The sequence below is a fragment of the Actinophytocola sp. genome (assembly GCF_036002505.1).
Lineage (GTDB): Bacteria > Actinomycetota > Actinomycetes > Mycobacteriales > Pseudonocardiaceae > DASYTH01.
On the sequence record NZ_DASYTH010000362.1, the window covers coordinates 31,440 to 48,801 of the forward strand.

Genomic DNA, 17,362 nt, shown 5'->3' on the forward strand with positions numbered 1-17,362 from the left:
CGAACAGTTGGAAACGGGTGAATGATCGTCCCCTCGCTCACAGCAGCTCCTCGATCTCCGCGGGCTCCGGCATGGCGTCGGCGCAGGCAAGCCGGCCGGCCACGAGGGCGCCGGCGGCGTTGGCGTAGCGGGCGACACGCACGGGATCCCAGCCGGACAGCAGGCCGTGCACGAGCGCGCCGCCGAACGCGTCGCCGGCGCCAAGCCCGCAGACCACCTCCACCGGTTGCGGCGGCACGGTCCACGCGCCCTCGGCGGTCGCCACCAACACGCCGTCGGCACCCTTCTTCACCACGGCCAGCTCGATTCCGCGCGCCAGCAGGCGGTTCGCCGCCTCGTCCGGGTCGGCGGTGCCCACAGCCACCTCGACCTCCGCCCGGTTGCCGACCGCCACCGTGACGTGGTCCAGCATCCAGCCGATCTCCGCCCGCGCACTGTCTACAGAGGACCAGAACATCGGCCGGTAGTCGAGGTCCAGCACGGTGTGCCGGCGCCGGTCGCGGCGCGCCAGCATCGCGCGCTGGGTGGCGCGGGCGGGCTCGGTGGACACCCCGGTGCCGGTCACCCACAGCACCGGCACCTCTGCGACCACGTCCCACGGCACGTCCGCCTCGGTCAGCGTGAGGTCCGGCGCCACCGGCAACCGGTAGAACAGCAGCGGCGGGTCGGCCGGCGGATCCAGCGCGCAGAACACCACCGGGGTGAGCAGATCTTCCGCGGTGCCGACGAAATCGGGAGCCACGCCGAACCCGCGCAGCGCGTTGCGCACGTAGCCGCCGAACGGGTCGGGCCCGACCTTGGTGAGCACCGCCGAGCGCCGCCCGAGCCGGGCCGCGGCCACCGCCACGTTGGTCGCCGTGCCACCAAGGGACCTCGCGAACGTCCGCACCTCGCCCAGCGGCACCCCGCTCTGCTCGGGGTACAGGTCCACCCCCACCCGCCCGACGGTCAGCACCTCCAGGCTCATGGGGCGCGCAACTCGTGCTGCAGCGCCTCGAGCTCGGCACCACCGGCCATCTGGCGGGTGAGCTCCTCGAGGGTGATGTCCGCCTTGGCGAAGCTGCCCAGCGAGCGGCCGCGCTTGAGGAGCAGGAAGCGGTCGCCGACCGGATAGGCGTGGCGCGGGTTGTGCGTGATCAGCACGACGCCGAGGCCGCGGTCCCGGGCCTGGGCGACGTAGCGGAGCACCACGCCGGCCTGCTTGACGCCGAGCGCCGCGGTGGGCTCGTCCAGGATGAGCACCTTCGCTCCGAAGTGGACGGCCCGGGCGATGGCCACGCACTGCCGCTCACCGCCGGACAGCGTGCCCACCGGCTGTTCCACGTCGCGCAGGTCGATGCCCATCTCCGCCAGCGCCCGCTTGGCCGTGGCGCGGCCGGCGCGGCGGTCGAGCATCCGGAACGGGCCCCAGCCGACGGTCGGCTCGGAGCCCAGGAAGAAGTTGCGCCACACGCTCATCAGCGGCACCACGGCCAGATCCTGGTACACCGTGGCGATTCCGTGGTCGAGCGCCTCGCGGGGCGAGGAGAACCGGACCTCGTCGCCCGCCACCCGGAACGAACCGGTGTCGTGCTGGTGCACCCCGGCCAGGATCTTGATCAGCGTGGACTTCCCGGCGCCGTTGTCCCCCAGTACACAGGTGACCTCGCCGGCATTGACCACGGTGGACACGTCGCGCAGCGCGATCACGCTGCCGTAGGACTTCCCCACGTCGACGACATCGATCAAGGCACTCATCGCCGCACCCTCTCCGCCCGGCGCCGGAACGCGTTGTTCACCAGCACCGCGGACAGCAGCATGATGCCGAGAAAGAGCATGAACCAGTCGCTGTTCCACTGGGCGTACTGGATGCCCTGCCGGGCCATGCCGAAGATCAGCGCGCCGATCGCCGCGCCGACCGCGGAGCCGAACCCGCCGGTGAGCAGGCAGCCGCCGATCACCGCCGCGATGATGTACTGGAACTCGCCGCCGATGCCCTGGTTGGCCTGGACGCTGGCGAACCGCAGGATGTTCATGGAGCCGACCAGCCACGCGGCGAACGCGGTCGTCATGAACAGCAGGATCTTGGTGCGGGCCAGCGGCACGCCCACCGCGCGGGCGCTCAGCGCGGAGCCGCCGACCGCGAAGATCCAGTTGCCGAACCTGGTGCGCACCAGCACCCAGGCCGCCAGCGCGGTCACCGCCACCCACCACAGGATGGACGCCGGGAACGCCTGCCCGCCGACGTCCACAGTGGACGCGAACACGCCGCCCGCCGACTCGTAGCCGTCCGTCCGGCGCATGCCGCTCACCTGGACGCTGCCGGTGATCGCCCGGGTCACCCCCAAGTTGATCCCCTGCAGGGCAAGGAAGGTGCCGAGCGTGACGATGAAGCTGGGCAGGCCGGTCCGCATCACCAGCCAGCCGTTGAACGCGCCGACGGCGAGCGCGAACACCAGCGACGCCAGCAGCGCCAGCCACACGTTCCAGCCGGCCCTGGTCGCCAGCAGCGCGGTGACCAGGGCGGTGGACGCCGTCATCACCCCGGCGGAGAGGTCGAACTCCCCACCGATCATGAGCAACGCCACCGCAACGGCCATGATGCCGAGCAGCGACGCGTCGTCCAGCCAGGTCGACGCGCCGCCCAGGCTGAGGAACTGCTCGGTCACCACGGAGAAGAACGCGAACACCAGCAGCGCGCCGAGCAGCGCGCCCACCTCGGGCCGGACCACCAGCCGGTCCAGGAACCGGGACTGGGCGATCCGTTCGTCAACAGGTGGAGCCGGTGCCTGCGTGGCGGTCATGGCCGTCCTCCTCAGCGGGTACCGCGCTTGGCGTAGTCGGCCACCTTGTCCACATTGGACCTGTCGACGAAGCCCGGGCCGGTCAGCACCGGGCTCCCACCCCCGACGGTGTTGGCGTTGTCGTTGTACAGCTTGAGCATCACGACCGGCAGATAGCCCTGCTCGTACTGCTGCTGGTCGACGGCGAACAGCACATCGCCGCTCTTGATCCGCTCGGCCACGTCGGCGTTGAGGTCGAACGTGGCGACCTGGGCCTTGCCGCCTGCGGCCTTGGCCGCGTCCGCGGCGAACACGGCGACCTGCGGGTTCAGCGTCAGCACGGCGTCGATGGCGGAGTCGGCCTGCAGCGCGCCGCGGATCCGGGACTGCGCGTCGGCGGCGTTGTTCAGGTCGACCTGGAGGGTCTGCACGGCACCGAAGCCCTGCTTGGCGCCGTCGCATCGCTGGGTGAGGCCGATGTTCCCAGCCTCGTGGATCACGCACAGCAGCTTGGTCTTCCCGGCCGCCTTGAGCTTCGCGCCGGCCTGCTCGCCGGCGATCGACTCCTCCTGCCCGACGTGCGCCAGCGCGCCGAACTCCTTGCTCTTCGCGCTCCCCGAGTTGATCGTGATCACCGGGATGCCGGCCTTGACCGCGTTCTCGATGGCGGTCTTCAGCGCGTCCGGGTTGGCCATGGACACGACGAGGCCGCCGACCTTCTGCGCGACCGCGTTGTCGATCAGCCGGGCCTGCGCGCCGGGGTCGCCGTCCGAGCTGTAGGTGACCGAGACGCCGAGCTGCTTGCCGGCCGCCTCGGCGCCGTTCTTGACCACGCTCCAGAACGCGTCGCCGGAGCCGCCGTGGGTGACCACCGCGACCTTGAGTTCGCCGGAGGACTGCTGCGGGGCCGCCGCACCGCCGGTGTTCTGCGCCGAGTTGTCCGCGGCGGGTCCGCTGCACGCGGCGGCGAGCAGGATGGCACCGGCCGACGCGGCGCCGAGCAGGAGCCGGCGGCGGGAAGGCCCGAAACGGTCGGACATCGTTGTCTCTCCTAGCAAGGATGTGGGCGTTAGCTGAGGGTGGAGGTGAGGTGCGCGAGGCTTCGCGCGGCGTCGCGCCGGGGACGGTCGTCCCCGGACGTGGAATCGCCTGACAGCACGGTGTCCTGTTCGAGGACGTACCAGCCGGTGTAGCCGGCGCCGGTGAGCACCCGGACCAGCGCGGGCACGTCGACGTCGCCGTCCCCCAACGGCACGTAGAGGCCCGCGCCGACCGCGTGCGTGTAGCTGATCTGACCGGCGCGGACCACCTCGGCGATGGCCGCCCGGACGTCCTTGAGGTGCACGTGCCCGACGCGGTCCGGGTGCCGGCGGGCCAGCTCCACCGGGTCGATGCCGCCGATCAGCAGGTGCCCGGTGTCCAGGCAGAGCGGCAGGTCCGAGTCGGCGAGGAACCGCTCAACCTCCACTGTGGACTCGACGTACGTGCCGATGTGCGGGTGCAGCACGGTACGCAGCCCGCGCCCGGCCGCGACGTCCCGGATCTTCCCGGCGGTGTCGATCAGGGTCCGCCACTTCTCGCCGGTGAGCGGCGGGCGCGCGTCGTACCCGGTCAGGCCGGTCGCGGCGGCGAGCACCAGCACCTCGGCGCCGGCCGTAGCGAGCAGCTCGACCACCTCGGCCGCATCGTCCATTGTGGACCAGACCTGGTTGGGGTCGTGCAGCACGACCGCGAGAAACCCGCCCACCAGGCGCATTCCGTGCCGGTTCAGCAGGCCGCGCAGCTCCGCCGGCTCCTCCGGCAGGTACCCGGGCGGGCCGAGCTCGGTGGCCACCAGGCCCAGCGCGGACATCTCGCCGAGCACGGTCTCCGAGTCCAGCATCCGCCCCCAGCCGGGAACTTCGCAGACGCCCCAGGAGATCGGCGCCGCGGCGATCTTGAGCTCGGTCATGCCCGCGCCTCCACCGTCTCGTCGAGCCGTACCGGGGCGCCGCTGCGCCGGGAGGCCTCGCAGGCGTCCGCCAGCCGCAGCGACACGACGCTGTCCCGCACCGGCGAGGGGTTCTCCGCCCGGCCGGCGACGACGTCCACGAACACCGCCATCTCGCTGACGTAGGCGCGGTGGAACCGTTCGGGGAAGCCGGGATAGGCGTCCGCCGCCACCCGCGGCCCGTCCGGTTCGAGCGAGTTCAGCGGGGTGCGCGGGTCGAGCCCGACGGCCAGCGCGTCGCGGCTGCCGAGCACCTCGATCCGGTGGTCGTAGCCGAGCGGGTCGTGCCGCCCGCCGGTGAGCACGGCGTGCGCGCCGCCGGCGAAGCGCAGCACGGCGACCACGTTGTCCACGTCGTCCGCGGCCGCGAAAGCCTGGTCCACCAGCACGGAGCCGGACGCGTACACCTCCACGACCGGCTCGCCGACCAGCCACGGGACCGCGTCCAGGTCGTGGATGAGCAGGTCCCGGAAGATCCCGCCGGAGGCCGGCAGGTAGCCGAAGTCCGGTGGCACGGCGTCGCTGCCGACGGCGCGCACCTGGTAGATCGTGCCGAGCGCGCCGGCCCGGATCCGGCGGTACAGCTCGGCCACCGCCGGGTCGAAACGGCGCTGGAAGCCCACCAGGACCGGGACTCCGGCGGCCTCCACCGCGCCGGCCAGGGCGTGCAGCTCATCGAGGTCGCCGGCGACCGGCTTCTCGCAGAGCGCCGGCACCCGGGCCGCGAGGCAGCGGCGCAGCACCTCCGGGTGGGTGTCGGTGGGGGTGGCCACCAGCACGCCGTCGCTGGCCGCGAGCAGCTCGTCGAGCGTGCCGACGGGCACCATTCCGCCGCCGGTCAGGGTGGCCACCTGCGCCGCGCGCCCGGGCACCGGATCGAACAGCAGCACCTCGTCCACGGCGGCGAGCGCGGCCAGGTTGGTGGCGTGCATCGTGCCGATCCGCCCCACCCCGGCGACCCCGATCCGCATGGGTCCTCTTCCTTCTTGACTTACCAAGCGTTAGAGCGCTCTACTTTGTTGGAGCGCTCCAATCCTGGTCAGGTCACAACGGGACTGTCAAGGCCGGAGGTCTGATGGATCGGCCGACGATGGAGGATGTCGCCGCCCGCGCCGGCGTGTCCCGCGCGCTGGTTTCGCTGGTCATGCGGGGCTCGCCGAAGGTGAGCGAGCACCGCCGCGCCGCCGTGTTGCGGGCCGCCGACGAGCTCGGCTACGCCCCGCACGCCATGGCCCGGTCGCTGGCCAGCCGCACCTCGCACTTCCTCGGGGTGATGGTCTCCGACCTGCACAACGCGTTCTGGGCGGAGATCGTCGACGGGCTGGACGCCTGCGCGCGCGATCTCGGCTTCGAGCTCGTCATCAACACCGGCGGCCGGCGGCCGGCGCGCGAGCGTCAGGCGCTGGCGAGCCTGCTCTCCTTCCGCCCGGCCGGGATCGCCCTGCTCGGCCCGGTCGTGCCGGCCACCGCGATCGCCGGCGCGGCGATGCAGGCCCCCCTGGTGCTGGTCTCCCGCTCCTCTCGACTGTCCTCGGTAGACACCGTGAACGACAACGGCCAGACCGGCTCCGGCCTCGCCGTGGACCACCTGGTTTCCTTGGGCCACAAGGACATCGTGCACATCGACGGCGGCGGCGGCTCGCAGGCCGCACCCCGCCGGACCGGCTACCTGGCCGCCATGCGCCGGCACGGCCTCGCCCCGTCCGTGGTGGGCAGCGAGTACACCGACACGGCCGGCGCCAAGGCGGTCCGCGAGCTGCTCGACGCGCGCGGCCACCACCTGCCCACCGCCATCGTCGCCGCCAACGACTTCAACGCCATCGGTGCGATCTCCGCCCTCGAGGAGGCCGGCCTGCGCGTCCCCGCCGACGTCTCGGTGGTCGGCTACGACAACACCTCGCTGGCGGCCCTGCGCCACGTCTCGCTCACCACCGTCGACCAGCCCCGCACGGAGATGGGCCGGCTCGCCGCCGAGGCCCTGATCCAGCGTGTCCGCGGCGAGCGCACCGACCCGGTCCGCCACCTGCTCCGCCCCTCGCTGGTCGTCCGCGCCACCACTGGTCCGCCTCTCCGGAATTTTTGACGCGGTTGCGTTCCAGCTGATGGTGCGGGTGGCGGGTGAGCCATGGCTGGGTACCGTCACGGTCCCCTGAGCTTCCGTTGGCAGGCACGACCGTCCAACCCAACCCATCAAATTCAATTGATGTATTGTCGAGGGCATGACGCCACCCGAGCCACCACCGTTCGTGCGGATGGCGGCGGACCCGCTGCGCTGGCGGCTGCTGTGGGAGCTGGCCCGCAGCGACCGCCGGGTGCGGGAGCTGGTGACGCTGAGCGGTCAGCCGCAGAACCTGGTCTCCTACCACCTGGGTCGGCTCCGGACCAGCGGTCTGGTCGGGGCCCGGCGCAGCAGCTTCGACGGGCGGGACGTCTACTACCACCTGGATCTGGCGCGGTGCGCCCAGTCTCTGGTGGCGGCCGGGACAACGCTGCATCCCGGGTTGCGGCTCGAACCCGCGACCGGACCGCGTGACCCGGCTCCGTGCACGGTGCTGTTCTTGTGCACGGGCAACAGCGCCCGGTCCCAGGCGGCCGAGGCGCTCACCACGGCGCGCTCCGGCGGCCGGGTGCACGCGTTCAGCGCGGGCAGCCACCCCAAGCCGCTGCACCCGCATGCGGCGCGGGTGCTGGCCGCCCGCGGCATCGAGCCGGACGGCCTGCGGCCCAAGCATCTCAGCGTGTTCGCCGAGCGGCGGTTCGACTACGTGATCACGTTGTGCGACCGGGTGCGGGAGGTGTGCCCGCAGTTCCCGGGTGATCCCGGCTATCTCCACTGGAGCATTCCCGACCCCGCCGCCGGCGGCGCCACCTATCCGGAATTCGAACAGATGGCGGCCGAGCTGGAGACCCGCACCGGGTTCTGGCTCTCCGCCCAGGAGGTGTGATGACCAGCCCGGAAGACATGGTCAACGTTCGCTACATGGTCGACGACGTGCAGAAAGCCGTCGACTTCTACACCGGTCACCTCGGCTTCACGCTGCGCACCAGCGCGGTGCCCGCGTTCGCCGACGTGACCCGCGGCAAGCTGCGGCTGCTGCTGGCCGGGCCGCGCAGCTCGGCCGGCCGGGCCATGCCGGACGGCCGCAAGCCCGAGCCCGGCGGCTGGAACCGCATTCATCTGATCGTGCCCGACATCGCCGCCGAGGTCGCCCGGTTGGGCGCCGAGGGCGTGCCGTTCCGCAACGAGATCATCAGCGGGCCCGGCGGCAAGCAGATCCTGATCGAGGACCCCGCGGGCAACGTGGTCGAGCTGTTCGAGCCCGCCGCTCAGTCGTCCTGACCGTCCCGCCGGTGGCGCTTCACCCGGGCCCGGCGGCGCTTGTCGGCGAGCCGGCGCTCCCGGGCGGCCCGGGTCGGCTTGGTCGGCCGGCGGGCCGGCGGGGGTGGCGCCGCGGCGGCCCGGAGCAGCGCGGCGAGGCGGTCGCGGGCGGCCGCGCGGTTGGCGAGCTGGGCGCGGTGCTCGCTGGCGGCGACGGTGAGCACGCCGTCGACCAGGCGCGTGGCCAACCGCTCCAGGAGCCGCGGCCGGAGCCATTCGGGGATGGACGGCGAGGTGGCCACGTCGAAGGACAGCTCGACGCGGCTGTCGGCGGTGTTCACGCCCTGACCGCCGGGGCCGGAGGACCGGGAGAAACGCTCCCGCAGCTCGCCGGCGGGAATCACCAGCGAGTGGGTCACGGTCAGGTCGTCGGCCACCCCACCAGCATGCCCGGGCCTCAGTAGTACGTGAGGCCGGGCAGGGTGGCGATGATCTGGAGCAGCTTGGCGTCCAGCGGCGGGGCCGGGCGGCTGGTCGGTTTGTCCACGAAGCCGCGGACGGTGAGGTTCGTGGAGGTGACGTACACGATCGTGCCGTCCGGCCGCAGGGCGTACACCGCGTTCGACAGGTAGCCGGAGCTGTGCCGCTCGGCGCTGATCCGCATCCGGATGTTCGACTCCTGAAGCACGCTGCAGGCGGTCTCGGCCGGCGAGGCATCGGCGCAGGTGGGCACCTTTCGGTCCGGGCCGGAGTAGTTGATCGTCAGGTCGAGGCTGCCGATCCCCTCGGCGTCCCACAGGTCCGCGGTCAGGTGGTAACCGCCGTTGGCGTACCGGAACTCCAGCGGCGCCCGCCCGTCGTCCACCACGGCCACCGGGGTGAACTCGGCCGGGATGATCCTGGTTGACAGGACCTTGGTCAGCGCCGCGGCACGTGCCTCGATGACGGGTTCCGGCACGGACGTGGCGGTGGTGAGGGGCAGTTCCGGGCCAGGCGGCGCGACCTCGGACGTAGTCGGCGCCGGCACCGAAGCAGGGGTCAACGATGGTGGTGCGGCCACCTCCTCTGGATCGTGCCCGGGCAGGCCGGTGATCATGGCCGCGCCGATCAGCACGACCAGCACGCTCGCCGCCACCCCGCCAGACGTGGCGACCCGGCGCAGCCGCACCGCCCGCCGCCCGCGCCGCAGCACCGCCTCCCGGTCCAGGGCGAGCGGCGGCTCCGGCCCGAACGCCCGGCCGAGCAGCTCCCTGATCTCGCCGTCCCCGCTCATTTCTGCTCCGCCACCGGATCTTCGGCCAGCAACCGGCGCAGTGCCGCCAAGCCCTTGGCCGCCTGGCTCTTCACCGTCCCCTCGCTCCTGCCGAGCAGCGCCGCGGTCTCGGTGACCGACAGGTCCTCCCAGTAGCGCAGCACCACGACCGCGCGCTGCCCGGCGGGCAACTGCGCCAGCGCACGGCGCACGTCCACAGCCTCGTCCACGCCGTTCGGCGGGCCGGCAACCTCGGGCAGCTCCTCGACGACGCTCTCCCGGCGGCGGAACGCCCGCCGGGACTCGTCGATCGCGGAACGCACCATGACCTTGCGCGAGTAGGCGTCGACGCTGCCGTCCCGGCGCAGCCGCGGCCACGCCATGTAGACCTTCGTCAGCGTGGTCTGCACAAGATCCTCCGCGCGGTGCCAGTCGCCACCGCAGAGCAGGTAGGCGGTCCGGCGCATGACAACGGCCCGGCTGTCCAGGAACTCCCCGAACTCCGCGTCGCGGTTCAGCACCGTGTTCTCTTACTTGGCTCGATGGCGCAGCGCCAGTCCATGGTCCTCTCGGTCACCCGGTGGTACGGGACGGCCGGCAGCTCGGTTGCCTCACCCGCTCACGGGATGCACAGAGGAACTTCAGAATCGCGGGTGATCGCCGCGGAGCTCGGCCCGCGGCGCGTCCGGGTCGTCGCCGGTCGGGGTGATCTCACCGAGCACCCAAGCGGGCACGTGCCGGGCGGTGAGCACGGCCAGCGCGCGGTCCACGTCCTCGGCAGCCACCACGGCCACCATGCCGACGCCCAGGTTGAAGGTCTGCTCCATCTCGGCGCGCTCGACCCGGCCGCGCTGGGCGATCACCGAGAACACCGGGGCCGGCGTCCAGGTGCCGCGGTCGAGTACCGCCCGCACCCCGCGGGGCAGCACCCGGAGCAGGTTCGCCACCAGGCCGCCACCGGTGACGTGCGCGAACGTGCGCACCTCGGTCTCGGCGGCCAGCGCCAGGCAGTCCTTGGCATAGATCCGGGTCGGCTCGAGCAGCTCCTCGCCGAGCGAGCGGCCGAACTCCTCGACGATGCCGCCCAGCGGCATCCGGGCGATGTCCAGCAGCACGTGCCGGGCCAGCGAGTAACCGTTGGAGTGCAGCCCGGAGGAGCCCATCGCGATCACCACGTCGCTGGGCCGGACCCGCTCCGGCCCGAGCACCTGGTCGGCCTCGACCACGCCCACCCCGGTGGCGGACAGGTCGTAGGCGCCGTCGGCCATCAGCCCGGGGTGCTCGGCGGTCTCCCCGCCGAGCAGCGCGCAGCCGGCCTGCAGGCAGCCGGTGGCGATGCCCTTGACCAGCGCGGCGATCAGGTCCGGCAGCACCCGGCCGACCGCGATGTAGTCCTGCAGGAACAGCGGCTCGGCGCCGCACACCACGAGGTCGTCGACCACCATGGCGACCAGGTCGATGCCGACCGTGTCGTGGATGCCCAGGGCCTGCGCCACTGCGATCTTGGTGCCGACGCCGTCGGTGGAGGACGCCAGCAGCGGGTCCTTCCAGCGGTCCAGCCGGAGCCGGAAGAGCCCGGCGAACCCGCCGATGCCGCTGACCACCTCCGGTCGGGTCGCCTTCTCCGCCCACGGCTTGAGCTGCTCGACGGCCTGCTCACCGGCCTCGATGCTCACCCCCGCGGCGGCGTAGGTAGCGGGCGGGGGTTCGGAGATCTCGGTCATACGGTGTTCAACGATTCGCTCGCAGGCTCGCTCATGTCGGTTCAGGGTCGCTGGAGTGCCTCCTCGGCACCGTACCCGGCGGGCAGAACGGGCGCGGCGGAACCGTTGACGCCCTTCTCCAATCCCTCCAGGAGATACTTGCCGATTTTGGCCGACTCGGGCAGGGCGATCGGGTAGTGGCCGTCGAAGCAGGCCGTGCAGAGCCGGGACCGGGGCTGCTCGCTGGCCGCGACCAGGCCCTCCAGCGACACGTAGCCCAGTGAGTCCGCGCCGATCGAGCGACGCACCCCGTCGATGTCCAGGCCGTTGGCGATCAGCTCGGCGCGGGAGGCGAAGTCGATGCCGTAGAAGCACGGCCAGCGCACCGGCGGCGAGGCGATCCGGACGTGCACCTCGACCGCGCCGGACTCGCGCAGCATCCGCACCAGGGCGCGCTGGGTGTTGCCGCGCACGATCGAGTCGTCCACCACGACCAGGCGCTTGCCACGGATCACGTCGCGCAGCGGGTTGAGTTTGAGCCGGATGCCGAGCTGGCGGATGGTCTGCGACGGCTGGATGAACGTGCGCCCCACGTAGGCGTTCTTCACCAGGCCCGAGCCGTACGGAATGCCGGAGGCCTGGGCGTAGCCGATCGCGGCCGGCGTGCCGGACTCCGGCACCGGGATCACCAGGTCGGCCTCGGCCGGCGACTCCTCGGCGAGGCGGCGGCCGATGTCCACCCGGGTGGCGTGCACGGACCGCCCGCTGATCGTGGTGTCCGGCCGGGCCAGGTAGACGAACTCGAACACGCAGCCCTTCGGCTCCGGGTTGGCGAACCGGGACGAGCGCAGCCCGTCGTCGTCGATGGCCAGCAGTTCGCCGGGCTCCACCTCACGGACGAACGAGGCGCCGACGATGTCCAGCGCCGCCGTCTCGCTGGCCACCACCCAGCCGCGGGAGAGCCGGCCGAGCACCAGCGGGCGGACGCCGTGCGGGTCACGCGCCGCGTACAGCGTGGACTCGTCAGCGAACACCAGGCAGAACGCGCCGCGCACGGTCGGCAGCAGCTCCAGCGCGGCCTGCTCGAGACCCCGGTCCGCGGCGGCCGCGGCGAGCAGCCCGCAGAGCAGGTCGGAGTCCGTGGTCGCACCGTTCTTCGTGACGATGCCGGTGGCCCGCGCACGCTCCTGGAGCTCCGCCGTGTTCACCAGATTTCCGTTGTGTCCCAAGGACAATCCGCTGCCGATGGCGGTGGTGCGGAAGGTCGGCTGGGCGTTCTCCCAGGTGGTGGAGCCGGTCGTGGAGTATCTGCAGTGCCCGACCGCCACGTAACCACGCAGCGACGAGAGCACCTGCTCGTCGAACACCTGGCTGACCAGGCCGAGATCCTTGAACACGACGATCTGCTGGCCGTCCGAGACGGAGATCCCGGCCGCCTCCTGGCCGCGGTGCTGCAGTGCGTACAGGCCGTAGTAGGTGAGTTTGGAAACCTCTTCGCCGGGTGCCCAGACCCCGAACACCCCACACTCCTCGCGGGGCTCGGTCTCGGATCCAGCGCTGAACTGGTCGTCTGCCACCGAAGCGTCTCCAGGCGGGAGGTGTGATCTGCACGTGCATTTTCAGTCTAGGCGCAGGTCGCCAACCGCCGGCTTAACCCGATGGGTGGGTCTCGGCACATTCACAGCCGAACGAGCGGCAGAAGGTTGCTCAGGTCGGCCCGGGTGCCGGAGGCGGTGACCCGACCAGCGGTGAGGGCGTCGGCCCAGGTGAGGTGGCCGGTGGCGAGCTCGAGCCAGGTGCGGGCGTCGGTCTCGACGATGTTGGGCGGGGTGCCACGGGTGTGCCGGGGGCCCTCGATGCACTGGACGGCGGCGAACGGCGGGACCCGCACCTCGACGGTGTTGCCGGGGGCCAGGTCGGCCAGCAACCGCACGCTCAGCCGCACGGCGGCAGCCAGCGTGACGCGGTCCGGGTCGGGGCCGTCGCCGGAGAGCCAGCGGGCGACGGCCGCCAGCCGGGTCCGCAACTCGTGCGGGTCGACGGGCCGGCGGCCGGGCACCCTCGGTCCTAGTCCCCGGCCGATCTGCTGACCTCGCCGAGCATCTGGTCGACGTGCTGGATGATCCGGCGGGAGTCGGCGGGCGAGATCGTGGTCCAGAGGTGGCCGTCCTGGGAGCGGCGGCGGATCTGGACGTAGCGGCCGTCCTCGGTGTCGAAGAACGACACCACCCGCTCGGCGCGCTGGCGGCGGCCGAGGCGGTCGCGGGCGGCCGCGCCGAAGTTGCCGGTGCCGAGCACGTCGCTGATCATCGTGGCCAGCGCGTTGGCGTCGTCCTCGCGGACCCCGTGGCTGAGCAGCGCGCCGTGGAAGCCCTGCTGGGTCCCGCCGGCCTCGTTCGCCGCCGCCTCGAAGTCCTCGCTGCGCAGGCTGACCGACTGCCCGGGCCCCGCCGGGCGGTCCGTCAGCAGCCCGACGGCGGACGAGGCCAGGCTCTCCGCCGAGACCCGCCGCAGGGTCAGCGCCTCGCCGGCGAGCACGGCCAGCACCGCCGCGTTACCCGTGGCCGCCGCGAGCAGCCGCACGCTGCCGTCCACGTACGCCCGGCCGTCGACCTCGCGGTCGGGCCGGGCCAGCAACCCGAGCAGGTACTCGATCTCGGGGTGTACCGCCACCGGCCGTCCGAGTCCGCGACCCTCGAGGTCGGCCCACGCCTTCTCTTCCAGCGCGGCCCGCTCCTCGAAGGTCTTACCGGGCGAGGGCACCTTCACCACCAGCGGCATCGAGCCGAGTTGCAGGTGCTCCCACAGCACGTCGAACTCGAGGGCCGAGAGCGAGATCGGTTCGTGGTCGATCTCCGGCTCCGTCCCTAGTCCCAAAATGGTCACGACTCTTCGGTCTTCGGTTCCTCGCCGATCACCGCGGGCGACACCATCCGGTCGTCGTCGAACACACCGGTGGTCTCCAGCAGGTAGTCGGGCGAGAAGCGCTCCTCGTCCTCCTCGCCGGGAGTACCGGCCCCGCCGCCCATCGGGGAGGAGCCGAGCCCACCGCCGCCGCGAGCGCCGGCACCGCCAGGGCCGGCCGCGCCGCCGCGGCCGCCGAACCCGCCCTCACCTGCGGGAGCGCCGAGGCTGCGGCCCACCTGCGCGCCGGGACGCGAGCCCTCCGCGCCCGGGCTGCCGGCACCGAGGCCACCGGTGCCGGGCCGGGCGCCGCTGCCGCTCTCCGGGCCGCCCGCGCCGCCCAGGCCGGGCGTGCCGCGCAGACCCGGTTGGGTGTTCCGGCCGCCCAGTTCACCGGGCTGCGACCCGGTGGGCAGCGACGTGGTCGGGAGCGGGTAGTTGCCCCCGGGACGCGGCGGACCCCCGTACGTCGGGTTGTTGCCGCCACCGCCACCGGGCGGAAGCGTCGTGGGGTCCGGGAACGCCCCACCGGTGGGCGGCGGGGTCGGCGTGAACGTCGAGGGGGTGGTCGTGCCACCGGACACGACGGGAGCGGAGCTGCCGGAGGTGGTCGGCGGCAGCGTGCGGCCGCCGGTACCGGTGCTGCCGGTCCCGGTGCTGGGCGGGGTGGTGATGCTGCTGGTCTGGGTGCCGCCGCTGGGGCCGGAGTAAGTGCCGCTGGACATCCAGCTGCCGATCTGACCACCCGAGCTGGAGCTGCCCGACGGCGGGCTGGTCGAGATCTGGAAGTCCGGCGGAGGCACGAAGGTGCCCAGCGTGTTGCGGTTCCAGGTGCTGTTGGACTCGTAGGTCTCCATCGTGTCGACGGCCTTCTGTTCGGCCGCCGACTGCGCCGCCTCCTGCGCTTCGTGGTCGGCCGACTGCTGGGCCACGGCGAGCGCCGGACCGGGGTTGCCAAGCGCGGCCATCGCACCGGCCCCGATCTGCTGCCACCCGGCCGGCGCCGGCGTGGTCACCTCCACCGGCTTGGGCATCTCGGCCCGGGCGGTGGAGACGAAGCTGGCCTGGTCCTCGCTCGAGATCCGCATGACGGAGGTGGCCGTCTGGGTGTCGCCGGCCCACTGCTGCAGCGGGTTGATCGCGGTGGTCGCGTCGGCCGACGCGAGGCCCTGCCAGCTCGTCTGCAGCTTGCCCAGCGCGTCGTTGAGGTCCTTGTCGATGTGCCCGAGCTCCTCGGTGAGACCGCTCCAGTACGCGGTCTGCGCGTTGGACGCCCCGGCCCCGGGACCGCCGTTGATCATCTTGTACATGTCGGGGTGCGAGAGGCCTCGCCACCGAACAGTCATGTCGCTCGTCCCTCCGGTGTCCGTAGGCCTACTCGTGGCCGCTCATCCGCGCGGTGTTGTCGCCGTCCATGAGCCCGTAGCCGCGCTGCGTCTGCTCCAGCGCCTCGGTCACCTGGTTCAGCATGTGGTGGTACTGGAAGAGGACCTGGGCCGCCGAGTCGGCGCCGCTGGCGGACCGCTCGGCGAACTGGGTCGCCGTCTCGCCGCTGACCGGATCGTGTGCCCACGCCGGGAAGTCGAGCCCGTTGAGCTCGTCGACCTTGTGCTGGACCCGGTCCCGGGCGCTCCGGAAGGCGGTCAGCGCCGCCGGGATGGCCGACCATTCGATGAACAGGGTCTCGTTGCCGGTGAGATTCTGCGAGGAGGAGGTGCTTCCCCCACCACCGTCTGCCAGGAACACGGTGCGTCTCCCTCAGTGCTGTGCATTCGCGACGACTGTAGCTCTGACGGCAAGGCCCTGTGGAACGGTTCCCACAGCTTCCACCTGTCCGTGAGTCTCCGGTGAGACGTCGCATCGGGTGCGTGATGACGGTACCGAACAGGCAGGGCCGATGGTGGGGAACCTACGATCTCGCGCATGGCAGCGGTGGAGGACCTCCCACCCGAGATCACGGCCGAGATGCGGGCCGCGGCTCGGGAGAACCCGAACTCGTGGCTCTACGTGATCGATCCCGCGCTGGACCCGGACGGCGAGGTCCCGCCCTCGGGCGTGATCGGGATGTACCCGGTCAACGAGCGGGGCGAGATCGAGGACGCCTTCCAGCCCAACGCCGGCTTCCGGCCGTCGCCGGTGGTGCCGGACCTCGAGCGGCTGCTCGAGCTGGTCCGCGACGGCGAGCGGGACCAGGCCGAGCTGCTGCCCATGGTGCTGGCCGCCCGGTTGCTGCTCTACGCCGCCGGGCCGGCCGACACCTCGGTGACCGGTTTTCCGAACCGGCGGCACGGCACGATCGTGGTGCCGGTGTGCACCGCGCCCGCGCACGTGCCGCCGGCCTGGCCGGGCTGGCGGGAGATCACCGGGCGGGATCTTGTCCCGCTGCTGCACGGGCACCCGCTGGTGATCAACCCGAGCGGCCCGGTGACCGCGCTGATCGCAGTCCCGCCTCTCCGGAATTAGCAGTCCCGCCTCTCCGGAATTAACTGCTGTCGTCGCGTTCCAGCGAACGCTGCGGTTGTCGGGTTGATTGTGGCTGGGTGCCGTCACGGTCCCCTGAGGTGCGGTTGGGTGGGGCGAGGCTCTTGTCAACCCGCGATGATCCATCGGACACGCCCCGGTTAGACGTCCACCTCGTCGGTCGCGTTGGCCGCGTCGGCGGCGAGGCCGATGCCGCAGTTGGGGGCTGACCAGGAGTTGGACGTGCGGATGTCGACGTGGGTGTGGTCGTTGTGGTCGGGGTAGCCGGGGCCGAAGATGCCGCCGAAGCCGTGGTTGCGGGCCTCCTGGGCCATCCGGCACAGGGAGGGTGAGCCGACCAGGTCGGCCGCGGTGCCGTAGAGGTGCTGGCTGTTGCTGGCGCCGCCGACCGAGGCGTTGCACTGGATGTTGCGGAACCCGCTGCTGATGGTCAGCGGGGCGTCGCCGAGGGCGTGCCGGAGCGCTTCGAGCTGCCACATGGTGCGCAGCGCGTTGGCCCGGGTGGCCGACTCGGACAGCGGGCCGCCGTCGAACCCGCTGCCGCCGCAGCCGTCGTCCAGCTCGGAGTAGTTGAAGTGGATGGGCGTGCAGTCGTCGTCCTGCAGTTCGTAGAGCTTGGTGAACGTCTGCGGGCCGGCGACGCCGTCGGCACCGAGCCCGTAGGCCTGCTGGAAGCGGATCACCGCGGACCGGGTCGCCGGGCCGAAGTCGCCGTCGATGCCCAGGTGCGCGCCGGTGCCCGGCCAGCCGGCCACCCGGATCTGCAGTTGCCGGACGTCCTCGCCGTTCGCGCCCTGACTGAGGGTGCGGCCCCAGGTGAAGCAGCCGTCCGCGGCGGCCTGGTTGGTCGCCGACGAGACCAGCAGGCCGCCCGCGGCCAGGGCGAGCGCGGTCAGGATCCGGAGCAACGGGACGGCGAACCTACGGGTGCGTGCCATGTGTGGGCCTCCA

Annotated in this window: 20 protein-coding genes; 4 read left to right on the forward strand and 16 right to left on the reverse strand. The window is 72.2% G+C overall.

Features of this window, described 5'->3' with window-relative positions; translation table 11 throughout:
• Positions 1-37: 37 nt before the first annotated feature.
• The 6 genes from iolC to VGR06_RS31425 are packed head-to-tail and all read right to left on the reverse strand — an operon-like array spanning position 38 to position 5,723.
• Positions 38-967 carry a 5-dehydro-2-deoxygluconokinase gene (gene iolC / locus VGR06_RS31400; protein ID WP_327562788.1) on the reverse strand — a complete coding sequence of 310 codons (930 nt, stop codon included), beginning with the start codon at positions 965-967 and terminating at the stop codon, positions 38-40.
• Positions 964-1,737 carry an ATP-binding cassette domain-containing protein gene (locus tag VGR06_RS31405; RefSeq protein WP_327562789.1) on the reverse strand — a complete coding sequence of 258 codons (774 nt, stop codon included), beginning with the start codon at positions 1,735-1,737 and terminating at the stop codon, positions 964-966. The genes iolC and VGR06_RS31405 overlap by 4 nt, the downstream gene beginning before the upstream one ends.
• Positions 1,734-2,783, reverse strand: coding sequence for an ABC transporter permease (locus tag VGR06_RS31410; protein ID WP_327562790.1), 1,050 nt, complete (start codon positions 2,781-2,783; stop codon positions 1,734-1,736). The genes VGR06_RS31405 and VGR06_RS31410 overlap by 4 nt, the downstream gene beginning before the upstream one ends.
• A gap of 11 nt (positions 2,784-2,794) precedes the next feature.
• Entirely contained in the window at positions 2,795-3,802 is a 1,008-nt protein-coding gene (locus VGR06_RS31415; RefSeq protein WP_327562791.1) for a sugar ABC transporter substrate-binding protein, read from the reverse strand.
• Between the two features lie 29 nt (positions 3,803-3,831).
• The gene (locus tag VGR06_RS31420) at positions 3,832-4,713 is read right to left on the reverse strand and encodes a TIM barrel protein (RefSeq protein ID WP_327562792.1); all 882 of its coding nucleotides are present in this window, start codon (positions 4,711-4,713) and stop codon (positions 3,832-3,834) included.
• The gene (locus tag VGR06_RS31425) at positions 4,710-5,723 is read right to left on the reverse strand and encodes a Gfo/Idh/MocA family protein (protein ID WP_327562793.1); all 1,014 of its coding nucleotides are present in this window, start codon (positions 5,721-5,723) and stop codon (positions 4,710-4,712) included. The genes VGR06_RS31420 and VGR06_RS31425 overlap by 4 nt, the downstream gene beginning before the upstream one ends.
• 104 nt (positions 5,724-5,827) lie before the next feature.
• Here VGR06_RS31425 and VGR06_RS31430 point away from each other — a divergent pair, with 104 nt between their 5' ends.
• The 3 genes from VGR06_RS31430 to VGR06_RS31440 all read left to right on the forward strand — a co-directional run bounded on the left by VGR06_RS31430 (position 5,828) and on the right by VGR06_RS31440 (position 8,092).
• Positions 5,828-6,835, forward strand: coding sequence for a LacI family DNA-binding transcriptional regulator (locus VGR06_RS31430; protein ID WP_327562794.1), 1,008 nt, complete (start codon positions 5,828-5,830; stop codon positions 6,833-6,835).
• Positions 6,836-6,971: 136 nt separating this feature from the next.
• On the forward strand, positions 6,972-7,697 hold the full coding sequence (locus tag VGR06_RS31435) for an ArsR family transcriptional regulator (protein WP_327562795.1): 726 nt from the start codon (positions 6,972-6,974) through the stop codon (positions 7,695-7,697).
• On the forward strand, positions 7,697-8,092 hold the full coding sequence (locus VGR06_RS31440; RefSeq protein ID WP_327562796.1) for a VOC family protein: 396 nt from the start codon (positions 7,697-7,699) through the stop codon (positions 8,090-8,092). Before VGR06_RS31435 ends, VGR06_RS31440 begins: the two co-directional genes overlap by 1 nt.
• Here VGR06_RS31440 and arfB read toward each other — a convergent pair.
• The 9 genes from arfB to VGR06_RS31485 all read right to left on the reverse strand — a co-directional run bounded on the left by arfB (position 8,080) and on the right by VGR06_RS31485 (position 15,676).
• Entirely contained in the window at positions 8,080-8,508 is a 429-nt protein-coding gene (arfB, locus tag VGR06_RS31445; protein WP_327562797.1) for an alternative ribosome rescue aminoacyl-tRNA hydrolase ArfB, read from the reverse strand. The genes VGR06_RS31440 and arfB overlap by 13 nt on opposite strands.
• A 20-nt stretch (positions 8,509-8,528) precedes the next feature.
• Positions 8,529-9,344 carry a hypothetical protein gene (locus VGR06_RS31450; RefSeq protein ID WP_327562798.1) on the reverse strand — a complete coding sequence of 272 codons (816 nt, stop codon included), beginning with the start codon at positions 9,342-9,344 and terminating at the stop codon, positions 8,529-8,531.
• Entirely contained in the window at positions 9,341-9,844 is a 504-nt protein-coding gene (locus tag VGR06_RS31455) for a SigE family RNA polymerase sigma factor (RefSeq protein WP_327562799.1), read from the reverse strand. Before VGR06_RS31455 ends, VGR06_RS31450 begins: the two co-directional genes overlap by 4 nt.
• A gap of 120 nt (positions 9,845-9,964) precedes the next feature.
• On the reverse strand, positions 9,965-11,038 hold the full coding sequence (gene purM, locus VGR06_RS31460; RefSeq protein WP_327562835.1) for a phosphoribosylformylglycinamidine cyclo-ligase: 1,074 nt from the start codon (positions 11,036-11,038) through the stop codon (positions 9,965-9,967).
• A 50-nt stretch (positions 11,039-11,088) separates the two neighbouring features.
• Positions 11,089-12,603: an amidophosphoribosyltransferase gene (gene purF / locus VGR06_RS31465; protein ID WP_327562800.1), complete on the reverse strand. Its 1,515-nt coding sequence runs from the start codon at positions 12,601-12,603 to the stop codon at positions 11,089-11,091.
• 101 nt (positions 12,604-12,704) lie between these two features.
• Positions 12,705-13,085 (reverse strand): sterol carrier family protein, encoded by a 381-nt coding sequence (locus tag VGR06_RS31470; RefSeq protein WP_327562801.1) that lies wholly within the window; start codon positions 13,083-13,085, stop codon positions 12,705-12,707.
• An 8-nt stretch (positions 13,086-13,093) separates the two neighbouring features.
• On the reverse strand, positions 13,094-13,912 hold the full coding sequence (locus tag VGR06_RS31475) for an ESX secretion-associated protein EspG (RefSeq protein WP_327562802.1): 819 nt from the start codon (positions 13,910-13,912) through the stop codon (positions 13,094-13,096).
• Positions 13,909-15,276: a PPE domain-containing protein gene (locus VGR06_RS31480; protein WP_327562803.1), complete on the reverse strand. Its 1,368-nt coding sequence runs from the start codon at positions 15,274-15,276 to the stop codon at positions 13,909-13,911. The genes VGR06_RS31475 and VGR06_RS31480 overlap by 4 nt, the downstream gene beginning before the upstream one ends.
• Positions 15,277-15,304: 28 nt before the next feature.
• On the reverse strand, positions 15,305-15,676 hold the full coding sequence (locus VGR06_RS31485) for a hypothetical protein (RefSeq protein ID WP_327562804.1): 372 nt from the start codon (positions 15,674-15,676) through the stop codon (positions 15,305-15,307).
• 177 nt (positions 15,677-15,853) lie between these two features.
• Here VGR06_RS31485 and VGR06_RS31490 point away from each other — a divergent pair, with 177 nt between their 5' ends.
• On the forward strand, positions 15,854-16,393 hold the full coding sequence (locus tag VGR06_RS31490; protein WP_327562805.1) for a type VII secretion system-associated protein: 540 nt from the start codon (positions 15,854-15,856) through the stop codon (positions 16,391-16,393).
• 158 nt (positions 16,394-16,551) lie between these two features.
• Here the strand turns inward: VGR06_RS31490 and VGR06_RS31495 are convergent, their stop codons facing one another.
• Positions 16,552-17,349, reverse strand: coding sequence for a M15 family metallopeptidase (locus tag VGR06_RS31495; RefSeq protein WP_327562806.1), 798 nt, complete (start codon positions 17,347-17,349; stop codon positions 16,552-16,554).
• Positions 17,350-17,362: the final 13 nt, after the last annotated feature.

What these genes read in the sequence shown, in the direction of transcription:
- iolC (WP_327562788.1), bottom strand. Translation starts at nt 967, where the DNA reads ATGAGCCTGGAGGTGCTGACCGTCGGGCGGGTGGGGGTGGACCTGTAC.
- VGR06_RS31405 (WP_327562789.1), bottom strand. Translation starts at nt 1,737, where the DNA reads ATGAGTGCCTTGATCGATGTCGTCGACGTGGGGAAGTCCTACGGCAGC.
- VGR06_RS31410 (WP_327562790.1), bottom strand. Translation starts at nt 2,783, where the DNA reads ATGACCGCCACGCAGGCACCGGCTCCACCTGTTGACGAACGGATCGCC.
- VGR06_RS31415 (WP_327562791.1), bottom strand. Translation starts at nt 3,802, where the DNA reads ATGTCCGACCGTTTCGGGCCTTCCCGCCGCCGGCTCCTGCTCGGCGCC.
- VGR06_RS31420 (WP_327562792.1), bottom strand. Translation starts at nt 4,713, where the DNA reads ATGACCGAGCTCAAGATCGCCGCGGCGCCGATCTCCTGGGGCGTCTGC.
- VGR06_RS31425 (WP_327562793.1), bottom strand. Translation starts at nt 5,723, where the DNA reads ATGCGGATCGGGGTCGCCGGGGTGGGGCGGATCGGCACGATGCACGCC.
- VGR06_RS31430 (WP_327562794.1), top strand. Translation starts at nt 5,828, where the DNA reads ATGGATCGGCCGACGATGGAGGATGTCGCCGCCCGCGCCGGCGTGTCC.
- VGR06_RS31435 (WP_327562795.1), top strand. Translation starts at nt 6,972, where the DNA reads ATGACGCCACCCGAGCCACCACCGTTCGTGCGGATGGCGGCGGACCCG.
- VGR06_RS31440 (WP_327562796.1), top strand. Translation starts at nt 7,697, where the DNA reads ATGACCAGCCCGGAAGACATGGTCAACGTTCGCTACATGGTCGACGAC.
- VGR06_RS31450 (WP_327562798.1), bottom strand. Translation starts at nt 9,344, where the DNA reads ATGAGCGGGGACGGCGAGATCAGGGAGCTGCTCGGCCGGGCGTTCGGG.
- VGR06_RS31480 (WP_327562803.1), bottom strand. Translation starts at nt 15,276, where the DNA reads ATGACTGTTCGGTGGCGAGGCCTCTCGCACCCCGACATGTACAAGATG.
- VGR06_RS31490 (WP_327562805.1), top strand. Translation starts at nt 15,854, where the DNA reads ATGGCAGCGGTGGAGGACCTCCCACCCGAGATCACGGCCGAGATGCGG.
- VGR06_RS31495 (WP_327562806.1), bottom strand. Translation starts at nt 17,349, where the DNA reads ATGGCACGCACCCGTAGGTTCGCCGTCCCGTTGCTCCGGATCCTGACC.